This is a genomic window from Companilactobacillus kedongensis, from assembly GCF_003946625.1.
Classification (GTDB): domain Bacteria; phylum Bacillota; class Bacilli; order Lactobacillales; family Lactobacillaceae; genus Companilactobacillus; species Companilactobacillus kedongensis.
This window is the reverse complement of the sequence record NZ_RHOR01000005.1, coordinates 53,849-73,302: the sequence shown is the minus strand read 5'-3', so window position 1 is coordinate 73,302 and position 19,454 is coordinate 53,849. Positions and strand designations below refer to the sequence as shown.

At 36.2% G+C, this 19,454-nt stretch carries 23 protein-coding genes; 18 read left to right on the top strand and 5 right to left on the bottom strand.

What is annotated here, in order from left to right; translation table 11 throughout:
* The first annotated feature begins 1 nt into the window (after position 1).
* Genes EKM60_RS04745 through EKM60_RS04725 form a run of 5 tightly spaced genes read left to right on the top strand, consistent with a single transcriptional unit; the run spans position 2 to position 3,234 of the window.
* Positions 2-1,003, top strand: coding sequence for an aminoglycoside phosphotransferase family protein (locus EKM60_RS04745; protein ID WP_125712972.1), 1,002 nt, complete (start codon positions 2-4; stop codon positions 1,001-1,003).
* On the top strand, positions 1,000-1,629 hold the full coding sequence (locus tag EKM60_RS04740) for a TIGR04282 family arsenosugar biosynthesis glycosyltransferase (RefSeq protein ID WP_164508319.1): 630 nt from the start codon (positions 1,000-1,002) through the stop codon (positions 1,627-1,629). The genes EKM60_RS04745 and EKM60_RS04740 overlap by 4 nt, the downstream gene beginning before the upstream one ends.
* On the top strand, positions 1,629-2,492 hold the full coding sequence (locus tag EKM60_RS04735) for a nucleoside hydrolase (protein WP_125712968.1): 864 nt from the start codon (positions 1,629-1,631) through the stop codon (positions 2,490-2,492). The genes EKM60_RS04740 and EKM60_RS04735 overlap by 1 nt, the downstream gene beginning before the upstream one ends.
* A gap of 9 nt (positions 2,493-2,501) precedes the next feature.
* Positions 2,502-2,921 (top strand): hypothetical protein, encoded by a 420-nt coding sequence (locus EKM60_RS04730; RefSeq protein ID WP_125712966.1) that lies wholly within the window; start codon positions 2,502-2,504, stop codon positions 2,919-2,921.
* A 1-nt stretch (position 2,922) separates the two neighbouring features.
* Positions 2,923-3,234, top strand: a complete 312-nt coding sequence (locus EKM60_RS04725) for a rhodanese-like domain-containing protein (protein ID WP_125712964.1) — start codon at positions 2,923-2,925, stop codon at positions 3,232-3,234.
* A 128-nt stretch (positions 3,235-3,362) separates the two neighbouring features.
* Here EKM60_RS04725 and EKM60_RS04720 read toward each other — a convergent pair whose 3' ends face one another.
* On the bottom strand, positions 3,363-4,172 hold the full coding sequence (locus tag EKM60_RS04720) for a MerR family transcriptional regulator (protein ID WP_125712962.1): 810 nt from the start codon (positions 4,170-4,172) through the stop codon (positions 3,363-3,365).
* Positions 4,173-4,267: 95 nt separating this feature from the next.
* Between EKM60_RS04720 and EKM60_RS04715 the strand changes: the two genes are divergently transcribed.
* Positions 4,268-5,212 (top strand): zinc-binding dehydrogenase, encoded by a 945-nt coding sequence (locus tag EKM60_RS04715; protein WP_125712960.1) that lies wholly within the window; start codon positions 4,268-4,270, stop codon positions 5,210-5,212.
* Positions 5,213-5,264: 52 nt separating this feature from the next.
* Here EKM60_RS04715 and EKM60_RS04710 read toward each other — a convergent pair whose 3' ends face one another.
* Entirely contained in the window at positions 5,265-5,825 is a 561-nt protein-coding gene (locus tag EKM60_RS04710) for a YitT family protein (RefSeq protein ID WP_164508318.1), read from the bottom strand.
* 259 nt (positions 5,826-6,084) lie between these two features.
* On the opposite strand from EKM60_RS04710, the gene EKM60_RS04705 reads away from it, so the two are divergent.
* Both EKM60_RS04705 and EKM60_RS04700 read left to right on the top strand, forming a co-directional pair.
* On the top strand, positions 6,085-6,744 hold the full coding sequence (locus tag EKM60_RS04705) for a LysM peptidoglycan-binding domain-containing protein (RefSeq protein ID WP_125712956.1): 660 nt from the start codon (positions 6,085-6,087) through the stop codon (positions 6,742-6,744).
* 165 nt (positions 6,745-6,909) lie between these two features.
* The gene (locus EKM60_RS04700) at positions 6,910-7,833 is read left to right on the top strand and encodes a hypothetical protein (protein ID WP_125712954.1); all 924 of its coding nucleotides are present in this window, start codon (positions 6,910-6,912) and stop codon (positions 7,831-7,833) included.
* A gap of 26 nt (positions 7,834-7,859) precedes the next feature.
* Here EKM60_RS04700 and EKM60_RS04695 read toward each other — a convergent pair whose 3' ends face one another.
* A complete protein-coding gene (locus EKM60_RS04695) occupies positions 7,860-8,201 on the bottom strand; it encodes a helix-turn-helix domain-containing protein (RefSeq protein WP_225426998.1) in 342 nt (113 codons plus the stop codon).
* Positions 8,202-8,362: 161 nt separating this feature from the next.
* On the opposite strand from EKM60_RS04695, the gene EKM60_RS04690 reads away from it, so the two are divergent.
* The 9 genes from EKM60_RS04690 (at position 8,363) to EKM60_RS04650 (ending at position 15,016) form a co-directional block, all read left to right on the top strand.
* Positions 8,363-9,142 carry a hypothetical protein gene (locus EKM60_RS04690; RefSeq protein ID WP_125712952.1) on the top strand — a complete coding sequence of 260 codons (780 nt, stop codon included), beginning with the start codon at positions 8,363-8,365 and terminating at the stop codon, positions 9,140-9,142.
* Positions 9,143-9,211: 69 nt separating this feature from the next.
* Entirely contained in the window at positions 9,212-9,682 is a 471-nt protein-coding gene (locus EKM60_RS04685; RefSeq protein WP_125712950.1) for a hypothetical protein, read from the top strand.
* A 15-nt stretch (positions 9,683-9,697) separates the two neighbouring features.
* Positions 9,698-10,216, top strand: a complete 519-nt coding sequence (locus EKM60_RS04680) for a hypothetical protein (RefSeq protein WP_164508317.1) — start codon at positions 9,698-9,700, stop codon at positions 10,214-10,216.
* A 563-nt stretch (positions 10,217-10,779) separates the two neighbouring features.
* On the top strand, positions 10,780-11,595 hold the full coding sequence (locus tag EKM60_RS04675; RefSeq protein WP_125712946.1) for a MetQ/NlpA family ABC transporter substrate-binding protein: 816 nt from the start codon (positions 10,780-10,782) through the stop codon (positions 11,593-11,595).
* A gap of 12 nt (positions 11,596-11,607) precedes the next feature.
* Positions 11,608-12,441 (top strand): MetQ/NlpA family ABC transporter substrate-binding protein, encoded by an 834-nt coding sequence (locus EKM60_RS04670; protein ID WP_125712944.1) that lies wholly within the window; start codon positions 11,608-11,610, stop codon positions 12,439-12,441.
* Positions 12,442-12,475: 34 nt separating this feature from the next.
* Positions 12,476-13,537, top strand: a complete 1,062-nt coding sequence (locus EKM60_RS04665) for a methionine ABC transporter ATP-binding protein (RefSeq protein ID WP_125712942.1) — start codon at positions 12,476-12,478, stop codon at positions 13,535-13,537.
* Positions 13,538-13,539: 2 nt separating this feature from the next.
* Positions 13,540-14,229 (top strand): methionine ABC transporter permease, encoded by a 690-nt coding sequence (locus EKM60_RS04660; RefSeq protein ID WP_125712940.1) that lies wholly within the window; start codon positions 13,540-13,542, stop codon positions 14,227-14,229.
* 403 nt (positions 14,230-14,632) lie between these two features.
* Entirely contained in the window at positions 14,633-14,818 is a 186-nt protein-coding gene (locus tag EKM60_RS04655) for a PspC domain-containing protein (RefSeq protein ID WP_125712938.1), read from the top strand.
* 9 nt (positions 14,819-14,827) lie between these two features.
* Positions 14,828-15,016 carry a PspC domain-containing protein gene (locus EKM60_RS04650; RefSeq protein WP_125712936.1) on the top strand — a complete coding sequence of 63 codons (189 nt, stop codon included), beginning with the start codon at positions 14,828-14,830 and terminating at the stop codon, positions 15,014-15,016.
* Positions 15,017-15,127: 111 nt separating this feature from the next.
* On the opposite strand, the gene EKM60_RS04645 is transcribed toward EKM60_RS04650, so the two are convergent.
* Together EKM60_RS04645 and EKM60_RS04640 are read right to left on the bottom strand one after the other, a co-directional pair.
* Positions 15,128-15,484, bottom strand: a complete 357-nt coding sequence (locus EKM60_RS04645) for a bacteriocin immunity protein (protein ID WP_125712930.1) — start codon at positions 15,482-15,484, stop codon at positions 15,128-15,130.
* A 62-nt stretch (positions 15,485-15,546) separates the two neighbouring features.
* Entirely contained in the window at positions 15,547-16,125 is a 579-nt protein-coding gene (locus EKM60_RS04640; protein WP_125712928.1) for a TetR/AcrR family transcriptional regulator, read from the bottom strand.
* 294 nt (positions 16,126-16,419) lie between these two features.
* On the opposite strand from EKM60_RS04640, the gene EKM60_RS04635 reads away from it, so the two are divergent.
* On the top strand, positions 16,420-19,446 hold the full coding sequence (locus EKM60_RS04635) for an MMPL family transporter (RefSeq protein ID WP_125712926.1): 3,027 nt from the start codon (positions 16,420-16,422) through the stop codon (positions 19,444-19,446).
* Positions 19,447-19,454 lie beyond the last annotated feature (8 nt).

Below are 19,454 nucleotides of genomic sequence, written 5' to 3'. Positions count from 1 at the left end.
AGTGGCACAAGAAATTTTACAAAAAATTCAAACCTATCTCGATCAGAATGATATTTTAAAGAAACTAGATTTAGCTGATTTAAAAGATATTTCTTTTTTAGCACAAGGTGAATATAATCGTAACTTTTTGATCGTAGATACAAATGATCAAAAAGTTATCTTTAGGATCAATTACGGTTCACAGATCAATGTAAAACAACAGGCTCGTTACGAGTATCAAGCACTAAAGATCCTCGAGCCTAGTCGTCATACACCTGAGCCACTTTGGTTAGATGATTCCGAAAGTTTTTTTGATCATGATATTTTGATGGAGAAATTTTTACCGGGGGAGCCGCTTGTTTATCATCGTGACCTGAGCCGAGCAGCACAGATATTTGCTTCGATCCACAATTTGAAATTGGAGGATTCTGCTTACGATCAGCTAATAGTTGAAAATAGTATTTGTTCCGATCGTTTGCATGAAGCTTGGGAGTTGTTAAAACCGATCAAGGAGAATCAAAAACTTGCGCCAGAGAGTGCCAAGATTTTGACTGACCTTTATGATTGGTGTCAGAGTCATAATGCTGATGACCATTTCATCGGTCAAAAGGAATGTTTAGTCAATACTGAAGTCAATTCTAATAATTTTTTGATAACATCTGATTATGGATATTTGATCGACTGGGAAAAGCCAGTTATCAGCAATGCCGTCCAAGATTTAACACAATTTATGTCTGATACGACAACATTGTGGCGGACTGATGAAAAATTATCAGAGGAACAGATAACAGGATTTTTGACGGAATATGCGGCTTTGACGAAACAACCTCTGGATAAAATCGAAGAGAATATCAGGATTTATATGCCATTCTTGTTGTTGCGCGCCTTGTCATGGTGTGGGATGCTTATTAGCACTTACGATGACAAGCCGATTCAAAATGAAGAGATATATAATCGCTGTCAAATGTACTTGAAACCAGATTTTGCTTTACCATTACTACAAAAATACGGGGTGATCCTTTGATCGAAGATGCATACATCATTTTTTCTAAAATACCAGAAGCCGGATACGTTAAGACGAGATTGGAACCTGATCTTTCAGCTATTGAGGCCTCAAATATCCAAAGCCTAATGCTGGATAAATTATTCCAAGTTAGCCAACAAGTTAAGACTTCAACTGATATCTTTTTAGCTTATCAAGGGCATGATGATGCAGTTATAGCTGAATTTTTGGATAACGTACCAGATTGGATTCATTGTTTTCCACAAGTAGATGGAAGTTTGGGTCTCAAAATGAGTAAAGCTATCGAAGCTGTGCAAAATCAAGGATACAAACGAGTCATTCTGACTGGTAGTGATATCCCACAACTTACACCGAGTGCAATTGCTGATGCCAAGAACGCACTGCTTGATCATGATGTTGTCTTAGGGCCATCATATGATGGAGGTTATTACATGTTTGGTGCCGGTCAATTGTCAGTCGAAGAATTTTTGGACGCTGATATTTCTTGGAGTACAGCTAGTGTATTGGATACTACTATCAAACTTTTGCAAGATGACGGTAAAACAGTCAAATTATTACCTAAGTTATTAGATGTAGACTTTAAAGCTGATTTAGATAAAAATATCGAGTTTATAAAGGAAAATTAATGAAATTAATCTATGATTGTGACAATACGATCGGACTGCATGGCAAAGATGTCGATGACGGTTTGACCTTGCTCTATCTCTATCAACAGGCTAATGTGGAATTACTGGGAGTCACGTTGACCTTTGGTAACGGAACGGTTGAACAAGTAGTTCAACAGACTAATAAACTTAAAGAGCTCTTTTCACTCGATGTGAAAACCTATCAGGGTAAAGAGAAATATGACACTAATGAGACACATTCATCAGCAGCTGAGTTTTTAGCTCAAACTGTTAAGAATGATCCTAATGAAGTCACGATTCTTGCTACCGGAAGTTTGAATAATTTATTAGAAGCAGCAGAGATCGAACCAGACTTCTTTGATTTGGTCAAAGAGATCGTCGTAATGGGCGGACGCTTTGGTCAAATGTATATCAACAAAACAGCCGTTACTGAATTGAATTTTTCAATTTCTGATAAAGCTGCACACGCAGTAGTTAACAGCAATGCTAAATTAACTGTTGCCAGTGGCCAATATATTGCCGGAGCTTTATTCAGTTATGACGACCTAGCTGCCATTAAGGATTCTGATGAAGAAAAGTTTATTTGGTTAAAGAAGGTCGTTAAAGACTGGATCGACTATACCAAGGGTATTTGGGATGTCGACGGTTTTATTAATTGGGACGGTATCACAGCCTTTTCTTTACTTGATCCTGAAGAATTTGTCTTCAAGAATACAAGACTAAGGACTAGTGCGGCTGATATGGAAACAGGTTTGATCGAAGAAACTGACCTCCCTGATAAGAGACAAGCCAAAGTGTTAACTGAGATCAAAGATTTAGCAAAACTAAATTCAATGTTGGTTACGACATTAAATAAATATTAAGGTGTTTGTATGAAAAAAATAGTAAGTGGATTTTTGTATGGTTTGGCTATGGTTTTGCAAGTCGTACTATTGTGGTTACCAACTGAATTTCAAGAGCTCTACGATACACATCTGGGCTTTATGAGACAAATATTGTTCATGAATGAGAATTACCCAGTCAGTATCACTCGTTGGATCTTTTGGGCTTTAATGATAGCTGTGGTAGTTTGCTTTATTGAACTTACAAGAAATAACCGACCTAAAAAAGTGTTTCCATATCTTATGGAACTCTGGATCGTTTTGATAACTGGATTATCTACCTTCGGTATTTTGCACATCGGAAGAACAGATCCACTCTATTATTACGACTTAATGTGTTTTAGTGTTGTAGCTTTAATTAACTTGTTACTAGTATTTAAGATAAGAAAATCAATCAAAAGGGGTTTTTAAAATGTCAATTTTTACAAAAATAGATAATATCTCGATCGATGACTTTCATAAATTATTACCAGAACATCCCAATGTGATCGACGTTCGTTTTCCTGAAGAATACGAAGCTGGACACATTCCTGGGGCTATCAATGTTCCTTACAAGACCATCAAGCACTTTGAACCTAAGGGTAAAACGTATATCATGTGCCATTCAGGTGTTAACAGCGTTAAATCTGCTAAGAAGTTAACAGCCAGAGGCTATGATGTTGTTAATATCGTAGGTGGTATGGTCAAATGGAACTATGAAGTTAATACAGGTAAAGAAGCTTAAAAAAGAGTGGGACGAAACATGTTCAACTTTCGAGCATTAAGGCAAATGGCCCAAGTAATCTTTTTTTGATTACTTGGGCCATTTGTTTTAAGTGGAAAAAGTTATGTTTTGTTCCACGGTTACGCAGATTATTTTTGAATTTGATATTGTAAGCGAACTAAATTAGAAGCGGCTTTACTAGTAAAATTTTCATCCAGATTCATTTGCCAGAGATCATCAGTGATCTTGATGTTATTCTTAGTAATATATTCATCTAATATTTGTAAGGAAATACAGATGTTTTTAGTATCGTTAGTTGTGTCGACCGAAACGAACTTACCTTCAGGTTTCTTAATTAGGGGCAGGTCTCCAGTGTCTGTCCGAGCGGAAACCTTCTTGAGGATGCAAAATGAAGCTGTGGGATAGAGGTTAGCATCACTCTTAGGTAATTGGGTGAGAAAACCAGAATCCTGTTTGTTCACTAGTTTCAATTTGCCCAGTTGACTGTAAAAGTCGGCGTATATTTCGGCAATTTCTTCCTCAGTACAGGCTACGGATTGCCTAGAACGGCAGAACAGACCAGATTTACATGATTCAATAAAGGGATGGTTTTTACTGATAGGCTCTTGGTTGTCGTCCTGATCGAACCTAGTATTGAGTGTTTCTTTTAGGATAGTTAGATTATCCATTCGCTGGTTGATCTGATCTAAAATATTTTTCAGATTATCATTTAAAGAGTCGCCATTTGAATTTTGATTTAACGACTTGATCTCAGATATAGAAAGTCCTAATCGGCGTAGTTCTAAGATAAAAGTGACTTCATAGAGTTGATCATAGTCGTAATATCGATAGCCGTTATCCAAGACCTTCTTAGGTTTAAATAAATCTTTTTGGTCGTAGAATATTAAAGTACGGCGAGTAGTACCGGATAAGTCGGCAAATTTTTTTATAGTTAACATAAAATATCTCCAATTGAATACTTGACTGTAACGTTACGTTACACATTATACTAAGTTTATTGATGAAGCAAATGAAAGACTAAAGGAGAAATATTATGCGAGCAGTTGTAATTGATAAACCAGGAGATTCTAGTGTGATGAATATTGTGGAGAGACCTATCCCTAAGGCCGATGCAAATCATTCAGTAATGCGCATCCATGCATTTGGTGCTCATAGATATGAAGTATTGACTCGTGGGGGCGGATCACCTTCAGTTAAATTTCCGCGTGTCATTGGGGTAGAAGCTGTCGGTGAAATATCTCAAGCTTCAGATAATAGTAAATTAAAAGTCGGTCAAAAAGTTATCACAATGATGGGTGGATTTGGTCGTGAAGTAGATGGAAGTTACCAAGAATATGCGTTGGTGTCTGATGACAACCTGTATCCAGTTGATTATAAGGGTGATTGGATAACACTTGCTCAATACCCTGAAAACTTTTATACAGCTTTTGGTTCGCTAAAGTCTCTTTCATTAAAGTCAGGACAGACGTTATTAGTACGTGGAGGTACCAGTGCTGTTGGCTTGGCTACGATTCAGTTGGCTAAGACAATGGGTCTTAAAGTGACTGCTACAACCAGACGTGAAAAGATGACCCAAGCGTTACTCGACTGTGGAGCTGATGATGTTGTTATTGATTCTGATAATAAGTTAAAGACTGACGATAAATTTGATGGAATCATTGATATGGTAGGAACAGTTACGCTGACTAATTCAATTATGCATCTCAATCAAGGTGGAGTTGTTTCGCTGATCGGATTACTGGCTGGTGAATGGATCGTTGAGAATTTTAACCCCTTCACCTTAGCTGGTAAGTATCTGACTTGCTTTGATTCAACTGACGTTAATCAAGCATGGATCGATGAGATGTTTGAATTGATTCAAAAGCATGACTTAAAGATCCCTATTGCAAAAGTATTTAAACTTGATGAAATTAGAGAAGCACACGATTATGTAATGAAGAGTCGTGACATTGGTCAAGTTATTATAGATAACGATTAATATAGTAGAAATAAAAAGGAGCCGATCATTTGATCAGCTCCTTTATTCATTATTAAGCATCAGCATACTTGTCTTCAATTACAGTAACTAGTTTGATTGCGGCACTGGAAATCCCTACCGACATCAGAGCTAAGAAGAATGATGGAAATCCTGTTAAGGCGATATTACCAAAACAGACTAGTCCGTCGATCACGAACAGACTGATATATTTATCAATTCCAAAGTTCTTGTGAATGATCATCGGTGGAACGGTTGTACCACCACTGGACATATCGAGTGTATAAAGTATCGCCACTCCGATTCCAAAAATTACACTTCCTACTATTATAGCAATCAGTCTATTCCCGGGGATGATATTGTAAACCGGAGTGAGATATAACAAGACTGGCAACATGAAACTACCGAAGATCAATTTAATAGTTGTCATTTTGTCTAAATGGAAATAAGAGAAGATAAGCATGATGATGTTGATAATGAAAACAGATATTGCAGTGGGAATCGACCAACCTTCGTATAACAAGATAGCAATTCCGGTCGCACCGCCTGCGGCAACTTTATTTGGTTCAAAAAACATGTTCAAACTGAAGGCTATCAGCTCCAGAGCAATGAGCATGATGAAGATTTTCGTGATAATTCTTATTTTTTTATTCGTCATACTTAAAAATATACCATAGTATATAAGTCCAGACAATAAATACGATTGCTTTCATACCAGTGGTTACAGCAATTGTTGTTGCAGAAATATTACTAAGGTTACAAAAACGATTGAAATTGTAACCCTGTGTTGGTGGCTATGTAACATTGGGCTGTTAGTATAGGTATCGTTAAGTTGATAAGCAACGAATTCTAAATATAAGGATGTAAATACATTTATGAAAAAATTATTATCTATCGTACTATTAAGTTCAGTAGCATTAACAGCAATTGGAGCAACATCAAATACAGTTGACGCCGCAACTACTGTTGACGGTTCACATGTTAAAGTTGAAGCAGGTGATTCATACAAGAGTATCGCCGCCGAAAATGGTATTTCCGTTTCAGCTCTAGAACAAGCTAACAATAAAGATGTCGGTGGATTTGATTTAATTTTCCCTGGTGAAACAATTACTTTACCATCAGCTACATCAAATACAACATCAACAGATACAACAGCACAAACAACAAATAATGCAGCAACTACAACTGCAACACAAGCAACAACTGACACAACAAATACAGCCGCAACAACACAATCAAGCACAAGTTCAACATCAGCAACAACTGGTACTTCAAAGGGAACATTCAAGATCAGTTTCTATGATCCAGCCGTATTAGGTTCAAATATGGGTTATAGCGGTGTTGCTGCTAACCTTTCAGTATTCCCTAAGGGAACACAATTGAAGATCACATTGTCTGACGGTACAGTAATGTACAGAACAGTTAATGATACAGGTACATTTGCTAATAGCAACTCACAACAATTAGACGTTGCTATGCCAAGTTCATCAATTCCTTCATATGGTGTTACAACAGCCTCTGTTGAAATTGTTTAATAGATAAATTTAAGGAGAACTCCGTAAGGGGTTCTTTTTTTATGTTTTGTTAGGTACCATAATCCTTATTAAATTGCAAAATATGTATTATTTTACATAAAAAGTCTATTAATAATCCGCTTTCAGTAGTAAAGTAGTATTTGAAAACAAGGGGGTAGAGCAACCGTGAAGAAAAAATTCTGGGGAATAATTACGGCCATTATGCTTATGATACTAGCGACCGCTTGCTCAAATCAGACTAAAAAAACTGCGACAAAGTCTGATACTGAACAGGAACAAACAACCTATTATCAAGATTTATCTAAGTCAGATCGAGAAAATCTTGATTTTACTTTTAAAGCAGTAGAGGATGACTCAACAAGTAGCAGTGATACGAGCTATATCATTGATATGACAATGAAGAATAATAGCACTAAAGATATTAAATTAATTTTATCGAAATTTTTCATGTTGAATCCATATGATGAAAATGCCAAGGTAACTTCAAGTAAGAAAGATACGGTTACACTTAAAGCTGGACAAAAAAAGACCGTCAAACAAATCTTTGAGAATGTATCCAAAGATGTTATTGATGGTCAAGGAGCCTATTATTATTTGAACAAGAGTTATCGATTAGCTTATATCTATAATTCAACCAGTGATAAAGGTGCTAAGTCGAATAATCTAAATAGTAGTGTAGCTAAAAAGTTTAATAAGAAACAAGCTGTAGATAGTGATGAACCAAGTACTACTGACGAATCAACTACTACTGATACTTCTACGGAGACCGATAATAGTAGCCAACAGAGTAATACACAGAATAGTAGTGCCTCAGCTAATATTATTAATACTCCTAGTCAGGCGGTTGCGTTATTTAAACATATGTGGGGCATGGAAGCAAGGGATGATTTTGTCGCAAATCCAGTTAGTGGTGGATTCTATGTACAAAGTACTAGCGGTCAAGAGGCCGATTCATATTTAGCAGCTACGATACACTACGATGGTAGTGTTGAATACTCCGATGGAAAACAGGACTCATATTCAACTATCTCGCAACCTTTGAATACAGATATTTCTGATGGTAAACCATTTAATCCGTCTAATTACTAAACAAAAAAAGAAACTCCGAAGAGTTTCTATGTTCTGTCCATAAAACTAAGCAACGATAAGATTTTCTCTGCTAGTTCATCTCTTTTATCAGTGGGAAATGTTGCTAGATAATTGATGAGTTCTAAGTAATGAATACCATTATCGGCTGATTCAGTAAAGATGGTAGACATCTTTAGATTGAGAGCAGTTAGTATTTGATCTAGTTTCTTTAGCGAAATGTTTTTGTTAACGCCACGTTCCATTTGGGAAACAAGACTTTCACTGACATCAGCCTTTTCTGCTAATTGTTCGATAGTTAAATTTAATGCTCTACGTTTTACACGTATTATTATACCTATTTGAATCATAGGACTGTCTTCATTGGTCATATAAACACCTCAGTTTAGTTCTTAGCAAAGCATAATTGAGGGGGGGAGTATTTTGAATAGAATATACTAGCTTTTTTTTGACCTTTAAAAGTAAAATAATACTCTTTTAGGCAGTGGATATAGTATTTAATTAAATATTTTAACAAGGGGAGCAATCAAGAATGAATAAAAAGCGTATTTTATTAAGTATTTTTACAGGAACAATGGCTGCTACTGCATTCGGGATCATTAACAATACGACCAATGTGTCAGCCAGTGGAGTTGTACATACATATGGCATAACTCTTATGTACACCAGAAATGGAGATATGGTCCGTAATAGAGCTTTGCAAAGAAATACACCTTGGCAAGTTGGCGAAACGATTAATTTAAATGGAGAAGTAATGTATCAGGTTTCCACTAACGAGTTTGTTAAGGGTAGTGACGTTAGTTATGAAGCACCATCAACACCAACTACTCCAACTCAACCTGATAATAATCAGAAGAATAATAGTGATGTACGAGTAAAAGTTACTTTGCCATGGGGGTCACCAGTTTTCGATGATCAAACTCAAAAGGTCGATGATATTGCAGCACCAGGTATGGTTTACAAAGTTGGTAGAATTGTTCAATCAGATACAGGTCTAGTTTATTATCAAGTTTCAACACACGGCTGGATGGTCGGAGATTTAGTTGATGTATCAGGTAAATTAGGAAATGTTGAACAAGTCTATGGATTCAGACCAATCGGAGACTACGATGATACTACTGTAGAAGATATTCGTGATGATATGTACAATTGGTTTGGATGTGATTGGGATGCTTTGGAATCAATCCCTGATGATAAGGTTAGAGAAGAATTTACTATTTCTAATTATGCCGGTGAAGATATTGGGGGAACTTATAGAAGACTATATAGTATCAATCCTAATATTGGTGGATCAATGTATTATCAGCCTTAATTCCAAAAAAACTATGTTATGAAAATTAACATAATTTTTTTTTGACTAAAATCAACGGGAGAACAAAGTATGTATTGGGTTTATACGATAGGGATGTGGGTAATACTGGCATTCATAGTTTTAATGGTAATAGGGGCAATGGATGGACAGCCGAATGAAAGAAAGACTGTAACTTCGGTGATTATCTTAGCATTATTTGTAGGAGCAAAAACTCAAATAATTTTGAATCGTGCAAATATTGTTGGTAATGAGTATTACGCAAAAGATCAGCCTCGATATGAAGTTGAAATTTTAAGTAAGGATGAAATGTCAGTTAACTTTGCAGATCCATATGATGATGACCCTGATTTTAGAACGGTTTATTATTCAAAAGATGGACATGATTTAGTCATCGATCGAGATGATGTTTACGATAACTATAAGAATTATGTGACAGGTGTCAAAGTCAGATTATCTGATCAGAACAAGACAGCTCAGATTGTTTATTCTTATGACAATAAGAAGGCTGAAAAGGATGATAAGTTAACTCTGAAAAAATAATGTTTAAAGGGGATAATGATGAAGAAAAAGGTTTGGGGAATAGTAATGGTTTTGTTGTTGATGTTAGTGACAACTGCTTGTTCAAGCAGTGAAACTACATCTTCGACTCCAACCGGACCTGATCCAGCAGTAATTAAGAAAAATAAAGAAGCTAAAAAAGCGTTAAATAAATTTAAGGAGTGTTCATCAAGGACTGGTGATTTTTCCATTAGAGGAGTTGGTGGTTTTACTAGGGCTAAGGCAACCTTGATGTATAACGAATCTGAAAAGTCTTATAAATTTTTCTTACGAATTAATCAAAGTGTTCCAGCCGCCGCAACATTTTATTTAGCTAGGGTGAATATACCAGATGCCAAAACATATATTTATGCTTTCGTAGTTATAAAAGCAGACGGTCAATTTTATGGAACTATAAAAAATAGTCAGTGGATTATGTCAGTCGGTGATGGATTTGATCAAGGAGGATTCAGCTTAAGTGATATCGAAGACAACTTCGATATGTCCGATTCAAAAGAGTTCACAATATATGCGTAGTTCTATTTTTTATTTTTATTTTAATAAACTAAGATTATCTCAATCTGAAAATGTGTAAAATCTAATTTACGATCATGGGATGATAATGCTGATATACCAATACAATCACTCATTAAATATATCGTTAACATATATAACATATCTATTTTAGGATAATTATTTCTAATAAATGAGTTGACATTTTAATCCGTAGATTGTATTATCTTGTCAACGATTAATAAATCAATAACTTCAAACAAAGAGATCAGGGGAAGTAATTTATAGTTATTTGCACAGAAAGCCTCAGCTGTTGAGAAGAGGACGAATAACTTAAATGAAAATGACCTGTGATTGGTACTCTGAGTCCTAACGGATAAAGACGTAATGGTTGGTACCCTTTACAGTACACGCACATAGATTATTTCCGTGTGTTGTGGAGAAAATAGGTGCAAGCTTATTTTGAATTAGAATGGTACCGCGATCAGTCGCTTCTAAAAACATCGAATGATGTTTTACAGGAGCGGCTTTTTTGTTTCTGTTAATGGTTTATTAATAATAATGACAGTATGGGTGGGGATAAGAAGATGAAGTTTAAGAAAGTTTTGTTATTGGTTTTCACAGCAGTATTTGTTTTCGTATTAGCAGGTTGTGGCAATCAGAATAAGGATACAACTGTTAAAGTGGGAATTAATAACTCTGATACAGAGATTTGGAAAGTTGTTAAAAAGAAAGTTAAGAAGGAAGGAATCAATCTTAAAGTCGTTGAGTTCAGTGATTACAATCAACCAAATACAGCACTGGCCCAGGGCGAGATCGATATGAATGCTTATCAGCACAGATATTTCCTAAATTCTTGGAACAAGTCACATCACACAGACATCGTTCCAATTGGCGATACCGTTATTCAACCAATGGCCGCCTTTTCACACAAGATAACTAATTTGAACCAATTAAAGAATGGCGCTAAAGTTGCTATTCCAAACGATGCTTCTAATGAAGGTCGTGCACTACAATTACTAGAATCAGCCGGTATTATCAAGTTAGATGACAGTGTAAAGATGCCTTCAACTAAGAACATTAAAGAAAACAAGTTGAATCTCAAATTTACACCGTTAGATGCAGCACAAACAGCTCGTTCACTAGATGATGTAGACGTAGCCATTGTTAACGGAAACGTTGCTAGTGATGCTAAGTTAGATCCTAATAAAGCAATTTATACAGAAAAGGTCAATGCTAAATCTAAACCATGGATCAATATCATTGCCGCAAATAAAAAAGATAAAGATAACAAAGATTATAAAAAAGTTGTAAAGGCATTCCAATCTAAAGCCGTTGCTAAAGAGATCAAGAAGGTTTATGGAGGAAGCGCAATTCCAGCTTGGAATAATGATCTTAAATAGGGGGATTTTAATATGAAGAAGTTAAATAAACTAACTAAGGTTTTATTACTAGCCATTTCATTTTTCTCAATTTTTGCATTAGTAGGTTGTGGACAACAAAAAGATTCAGCTAACAAGACAGTCAAAATTGGTATCTACGGATCAGATGATCGCGTTTGGAAACCAATCGTCAGCAAACTAAAGAAACAAGGTATTACACTAAAGATTGTTGAATTTAATGATTACAACACTCCAAACAAAGCTTTGGAATCAGGCGAACTAGACGTCAATGCCTTCCAAAACTATCACTTCATGAATGATTGGAACAAAGCTAATAAAGGTGATATCGTTTCAATCGGTGATACATACATCGCACCATTGAGAGTTTATTCTAAGTCATTGAAAAGTATCAGTGAATTAAAAGACGGTGCTAAAGTTGCCATTCCAAGTGATTCAACTAATGAGGATCGTGGATTAAGAGTTCTTCAACAAGCCGGACTTATCAAACTTAAGGATTCATCATCAAAACTTCTTACTACTAAGGATGTAACTGAAAATCCTAAACATTTGGATATCACACCTTTAGACGCAGCACAAACAGCACATTCATTGACTGATGTAGCAATTGCCGTTGTTAATAACGATGTGGCTCAAGATGCTAAGTTGAAACCAAGTTCAGCTATCTATAAGGAAAAGATTACTAAAGAATCAAAACCTTACGTAAATATTGTTGCTACAACAAAGAAAAACAAAGACAACAAGACATATAAGAAAGTTGTAAAGGCTTACCAAACAGAAGCTACTGCTAAGAAGATCAAAGAAGTTTATAATGGATCAACGTATGCTGCATGGAACTACAAGTTCTAACACAATTCTTAGAATTTAAGTGAGGAGTAATTTAATGGTAGAAAAAGGCGGAATAATACAGCTTAAAAATATTGACGTTACTTTCCATAATGAAGGAAAAACGATCGAAGCTGTTAAGAATGTATCCATTAACGTAAATAAAGGCGACATCTTTGGTGTTATTGGTTATTCCGGCGCAGGAAAAAGTACTTTAGTACGTGTCATCAACTTGTTACAAAAACCCACGTCTGGTGAAGTTATTGTTAACGATAAAAGTTTGACTAAACTCAGTGTCAAAGATTTACGTAAAGAACGTAAGAATATTGGTATGATCTTCCAGCATTTCAACTTGATGCGTTCGCTGACTGTTTTTGGTAATGTAGATTTTCCATTGCGTGATTCTAAGTTATCGAAACAAGAACGTAAGGAAAAAGTGGATAAATTATTGAAGCTGGTTGGTTTGGATGATCGTGCTAACAATTACCCTTCACAATTATCTGGTGGTCAAAAACAACGTGTTGCGATCGCCCGTGCCTTAGCAAGTGATCCTGAAATTTTGATTTCTGATGAGGCTACAAGTGCCTTAGATCCTAAGACAACAACTGAAATACTAAAATTATTGGGTCGTTTGAATAAAGAATTAGGCATTACGATCGTTATCATTACCCACGAAATGGACGCTATCAAACAAATTTGTAATCGAGTAGCTGTCATGGAAGATGGGGCTTTGATCGAGGAAGGCGACTTGTTGACGATCTTTGGTAGTCCTAAGAAGAAACTAACTAAAGACTTTGTCGATACGTCAACTCAAATCAGTTCTGTTCTTGATGAGATCAAGGAAAGCGGTATTGCCGGTTCTATTTCCGGTCGTTTAGTTGAATTGAACTATATTGGTAATGTAACTAATGAACCATTAGTTGTTGGTTTGTATAAGAAGTTTGACGTTGAAGCTAATATACTTTTCAGTAATATTGAAAGATTGCAAGGAACTACCGTTGGTATCATGTTGTTTGCCTTAACTGGAGACGATGATAAAGTTAGTGAAGCAATCAAATATTTGAACAGTTTGAATGTTAATGTTAAAGAAATCGATATTACAGAAAGTAAGGAGGCTTAACCGTGACCAATTTTATTAATACATATCTCCCCAATGTTGTAGCAAACTGGGAAGGTGACAATGGTTTCGTAGTTGCCATTTGGCAAACATTATATATGACTTTTGTCAGTGCCATATTCGCTGGTATCTTTGGTATCATCCTAGGTATTTTGCTAGTAGTAACAACTGATGACGGAATTACTCCGCACAAGACTTTCTACAATATTTTGGACAAGTTAGTTAACCTGTTCCGTTCGATTCCTTTCGTTATTTTGTTAGCCGTAATCGGACCTTTTACAAAGTTAGTCGTTGGTCAAACGATTGGACCAAAAGGTGCATTAGTACCGTTGATCATTGGTACAGCACCATTCTTCGCTAGACAAGTTCAATTAGCTTTAGTTGAAGTTGATCATGGTGTGATCGAAGCTGCAGAAGCAATGGGATTATCACCAATGAAGATCATCTTTAGAGTTTATCTAAAAGAGGGACTTCCAGAATTGATCCGTTCAGGAACTTTCACGACTATTAGTTTGATCGGATTAACTGCCATGGCTGGTGCCGTTGGTGGTGGTGGTTTAGGTAATATGGCCATCGCTGTTGGTTATCAACGATTTGAAAATGATGTAACTATTGTCTCAATGATTTTCATTTTGATATTGGTTTTCGTTATTCAAGGAATTGGTGATTTGCTAGTTCGTAAGTTGGAACATTAACTTGGTTTTAGGTTTGCCGTCTCCAGGACTGAGGATATTCACCTGCTATGCGGGACGGTCCGAGCCACGGTCTCGCACCTTGGTTTTAAGCCTTGCAAGATTCGCAAGTCTCCAAACTCACCCGATGCCGTAATGGCTAAAGCCATAACGGCGTTGTCATAGCTGGTAAATATCCTCAGTCCTTACGACTTGATTGGTATTTAAAATAATTACACAAAATAAGCCTCCTAATTTGATTTTTAAATTCAAATTAAGGGGTTTTTATTATGGTTGAATATTCTTATCCCTGGAGACGGCAAACAAAAATTCATCTTACAAAATTGTAAGGTGTTTGTAAGCGTCATGAATGTACTTAGGGCGCGAAATCTATTATATTATTAATAAAGAAAAGGGGGAATTATTTATGCATATTCCAATTAAGAGATCAAGAAATAACAAAATTATTGCGGGGGTAGTCGGTGGTATCGCAGAACATTATGGCTGGAATGCCGCAATTGCTCGTGTACTATGGGTCATCATTGCTTTAACTCCACTTCCAGGAATTATTGCGTATCTAGTTCTATGGATGTTAATGGAAAGTCCAGAATAGGAGATAATAATGCATATTCCAATCAAAAGATCGAGAACTAATCAAATTTTTGGCGGCGTCATCGCCGGTCTGTGTGAACATTATGACTGGGACCCAGCAATTGGACGTGTCCTATATGTGTTATTGACATTAACTCCGGTTTTCCCTGGTGTTATTGTTTACCTGTTGCTATGGATGTTGATGGAAAAGCCATACTAAAATTAAAGTTAAAAATTGATAAAAAAGAGTCGTGTCACGCTGAATTTAAACGTGATACGACTCTTTTTTCTGTACATTAATATTTTCAGCCCTGGAGACAACTCCTAAAACCTAATTATGACGTGGCATTTGTTCTGTAAAGCTATAAAATTGTGACTTGTCCGAAAAATCAGCCATATACTGACCATTAAGACCAGCTTTTTGACCAAAGACACCAAGATCAATAATGATACTTTCTTCAGGTTTTAGAAAATGAATTTGACCCTTCATAGCCGTGCTACGAATGTAATTTACCATTCTAATAACCAATGTTTCAGGATGCTTTTTTTTATCTATCTTCTTTTCGACTTGTCCCAAAACATCGATAATATCTAATAATTCTGGTGATTGATTATCATAGTTTGTTAATTCCTTAATGAGCTCCCCAATTGCAGCTTTTACTTCAGAGTTTGTTGATAATGTTGACATAATTACTTTCCCCCATAATTATTCTCAAGTTTATTTTATTACAAAATTTGTGACCAATCAATTTACTTAAAGTCGCCATTTAACAGCGAGGCGAGATATTTGTCAGCGGTCTTAACATTAATATCAGGTTGTTCAAACAAGGACCATTCGAGTACGGCAATAATCAGATCACTATAAAAGCGAGCCAACAATTTAACTGGTACAGTTATCTGTTTATTGATTGAACAGTAATTGTAGACTAAAATATTTGCTTCTTGGCGTAAATATCCGGACATGCTGCGCCAGAGATTTGAGTCGACACCATTATTTTTAATAACATTTTTGACTAAATCTTGGTGACTGGAGAAAAAATCCAATAGTAAATTGAAAATACTGATTATTCCTTCTTCTTCGTCAGAATCATCTGGAATTTTGGACAGGATATCTTTTCCAATGTAGGACCAAAAATATTGTAGCAGATCGTATTTATCGTCAAAATAATTATAGAAAGTTGCACGTGGATATTCACTCTTCTTACAAATGTCGTTGACAGTTATTTTATCGAATTCTTTTTCACTTAAAGCTTCAAACATCGCTATACGAAAGGCTTTAAGTGTTCGCTTTGCCCCTAAAGTCAGGTGCTGAGTTACATCAATTTTCATTATTTACTTCACCCTATATCACTAAATCTGAATAATTTGACCTTAACATATGTTTATATTTTTACAAGTGCAAAAATGTAACCGATTTAAATTTTCAATGAATTTTTGAATTTTCATGTTAACTAGGAAATGCCTTTTCATTTCTTTGCATTATATTAAGAAATGTCTAAAATTTAACAGTTATTTTTGGATTGTCCCTTGCCTATATGTGAAATTAATTTTATTATTAACTTTGTGTTTGACAACTGTCAATTATTTTACACTTGAATTGATTATGGGATTGGGAGTATAGGAATGAAATGGATTACTAAAAAATACACAGCGGCTCTTGTTTTGTGGGTCGTTGTTGTATTAGCTGCAATCTTTGCCATGCCAAATGTTTCTCAGCTTGTTCGTGATAACGGTACTATTACGTTACCAAGTTATACTGAGAGTCAAAAGGCTAAGAAGATTGAGAAAAAGGCTAACGGGAACAAGTCGGTTAGAACATATACGGCTGTCTTTAATGATCGAGATAATACCAAATTATCAAAGAGTCAGTCAGAAGATATTACCGACAAGTTAAATCAATTACAAAATACAAGTTACCTTAAAATTAAGAAGGTAATGGGTCCGAGCGATAACGCTCAAACTAAGAAACAGTTGATTGCCAAAGATAAGACAACACAATTGGCACAGATCACTGTTAAGAGTAGTGGAGATATCAGTAAACAGGTTGATGAATTACAAACTCAATTGAAAGTTTCTGGTATTAAGACCTATGTTACAGGTGCTGATGCCTTAAATGATGATTTTACGACTGTTACTGAAAAAGGTATCCAAAAGACTGAAGTCATTGCGGTTATCTTTATCTTTATCGTCTTGATCCTTGTCTTCAGATCACCAATTGTTCCGTTGATTTCACTATTGAACGTTGGTGTAGCATTTGTCACATCATTGAGTATCGTAATGAATCTGGCAGAGAAAGCTAACTTTCCAATTTCTAACTTTACTCAAGTATTCTTGGTAGTTGTACTATTCGGAATTGGGACAGATTATAATATCCTGCTTTATAACTACTTCAAGGGAGCGCTCTCCAGAGGATTACCGGCAGTCGAAGCTGCTCACGATGCCCAAAGACATGGTGGACGTACAATTTTGTACAGTGGTATTTCCGTCTTGATCGGATTTACTGTTTTAGCTTTAGCTAAATTTGAATTCTATCAAAGTGCGGTCGCTGTTGCGATCGGTGTTCTAGTCTTACTTGGTGTCTTGTTGACATTGAATATGTTCTTCATGGAAACACTTGGTGAAAAGATGTTCTGGCCAAGCAAGGTCACAAGTGGTTCAGGTAAGAGTCGTATCTGGTATGGTTTGTCCAGATCAGCTTTGGCCTACCCAGTTGTTATCATTGCTGTTATAGCAGCTGTTGGAATCCCATTCTTGATCAATTCAAACGCAAGTTTGAATTTCAATAATGCGGATGAAGTTCCAGATACGTATCAAGCTAAACGTGGTTATGAAGTAATTCAAGATCACTTTAGCAAGGGTATGTCTGCTCCCGCAACAGTCTATATTCAAAGTGATTCTAAATTAAATACTCAAGCTAAACTTGCTGCTATTGATGATTTAACACAATATCTTAAGCAAGAACCTGGTGTTAAAACAGTTGCTTCTGCAACTCAACCAGGCGGTAGCAAGATAAAGAGTATGTATCTAAAAGATCAATTAGCTACTATTAATAGTGGCTTGGATGCTTCAACTAAAGGTATTGAACAGATCAAAGCTGGTTTGACATCAGCAAGTAATCAGTTACAAGCCGCTAATATTAGTGGAAGTACCGCCCAGGTTCAACAGCTAGCTAATGGTACTAGTCAATTACAAAGTGGTGCCCAACAGTTGTCTAGTGGTATTAATGAATACACTAGTGGAGTCTCCAGCGTCAATAGTGGACTTCAAAGTGCTAACAGTTCAATGCCTGCTTTGACAAGCGGCGTTTCTACTTTAGCAAGCAGTTCACAACAATTGACTTCAGGCTTGTCTCAATTACAGACTCAGGTTAGTGCTTTATCTTCACAAGCTAGTCAGATTCTAGCCTTGTTAGCAAGTACTGGTCAAAATACTTCAACTGCAGCCGCTGAAATGGGTGCTTTACAAGGTGCAATTAGTCAATTGTCATCTGGTTCAGCAGCAATTTCTGGTGGTATGACACAGTTGCAAGGTCAAGTACCAGCATTAACTTCAGGTATGTCTACTTTAGCTAACGGTACAAGCACTTTAGCAGCCTCAGGTTCTACATTAACTAGCGGTGGCCAAAGTGTTGCCAGTGGAGGTGCTACGGTAAACAGTGGTGTTCAACAAATGAATACTCAACTTCAAGCAATGGCTTCACAAGTTACTGCACTTGAAGATGGATTAACTAGCGCAACCGATGGCCTTGATACATTGGCACAAGGTAATACATCTATGAAGTCTTATCTTACTGAAGTACAGAAGTCATACATTGGAAATGATTTCTATCTTCCAAAGGCTTCAATTCAAAGTTCAGTCTTCAAACCATCTCTAGACGCATATATGGATAAAGATCGTAAGATCGCAGAATTAACTCTTGTCTTCAAGGGTGATCCAAATAGCGAAAAAGTTTCAGGACAATTAAAGACTATTCAATCAGATATGAAGTCTCACTTGAAGCACAGTGCTCTAAAGGGTACCAAAGTTGCCGTGGGTGGACAAACATCTGAAAATAATGATCTACGTAAATTAGCTAATGGCGACTTTGTTCGTACAGCTACTATTATGACAATTGGTATCGGTATTGCGTTGATCGTTGTTACAGAGTCGATCTTGCAACCAATGACAATTATTGGAACATTATTGTTAACATATGAAGCATCAATGGGAATCACACGTTTTGTTTCTCGTGTTGCACTTGGAGATTCAATGTTAAGTTGGAATACTCCGTTCTTTACATTTATTATGTTGATGGCCCTCGGAGTCGATTACAGTATCTTCTTGATGGTTCGTTTCAAGGATGAAAAGGAACCTGATCTCAAGGTCAGAATGTTGAATGCGGCTACCGCAATTGGTTCAGTCGTAATCTCAGCTGCCATTATTTTGAGTGGTACCTTTGCTGCCTTGATCCCATCAGGCGTAACTACTTTGATTCAAGTTGCTTTAGGTGTTATCTTCGGATTAGTTATCTTAGTAATAGCCCTTCCACTAACACTTTCGTCGTTGATCAGTATGACGACTTGGCATGAAAATCGGATTCATCGAGTTGCACAGCCTAAAAAAGGTTTCAATGATCGTAAGAAAAAGAAGAAACCAGAAACAACTGAATAATGAGTAAA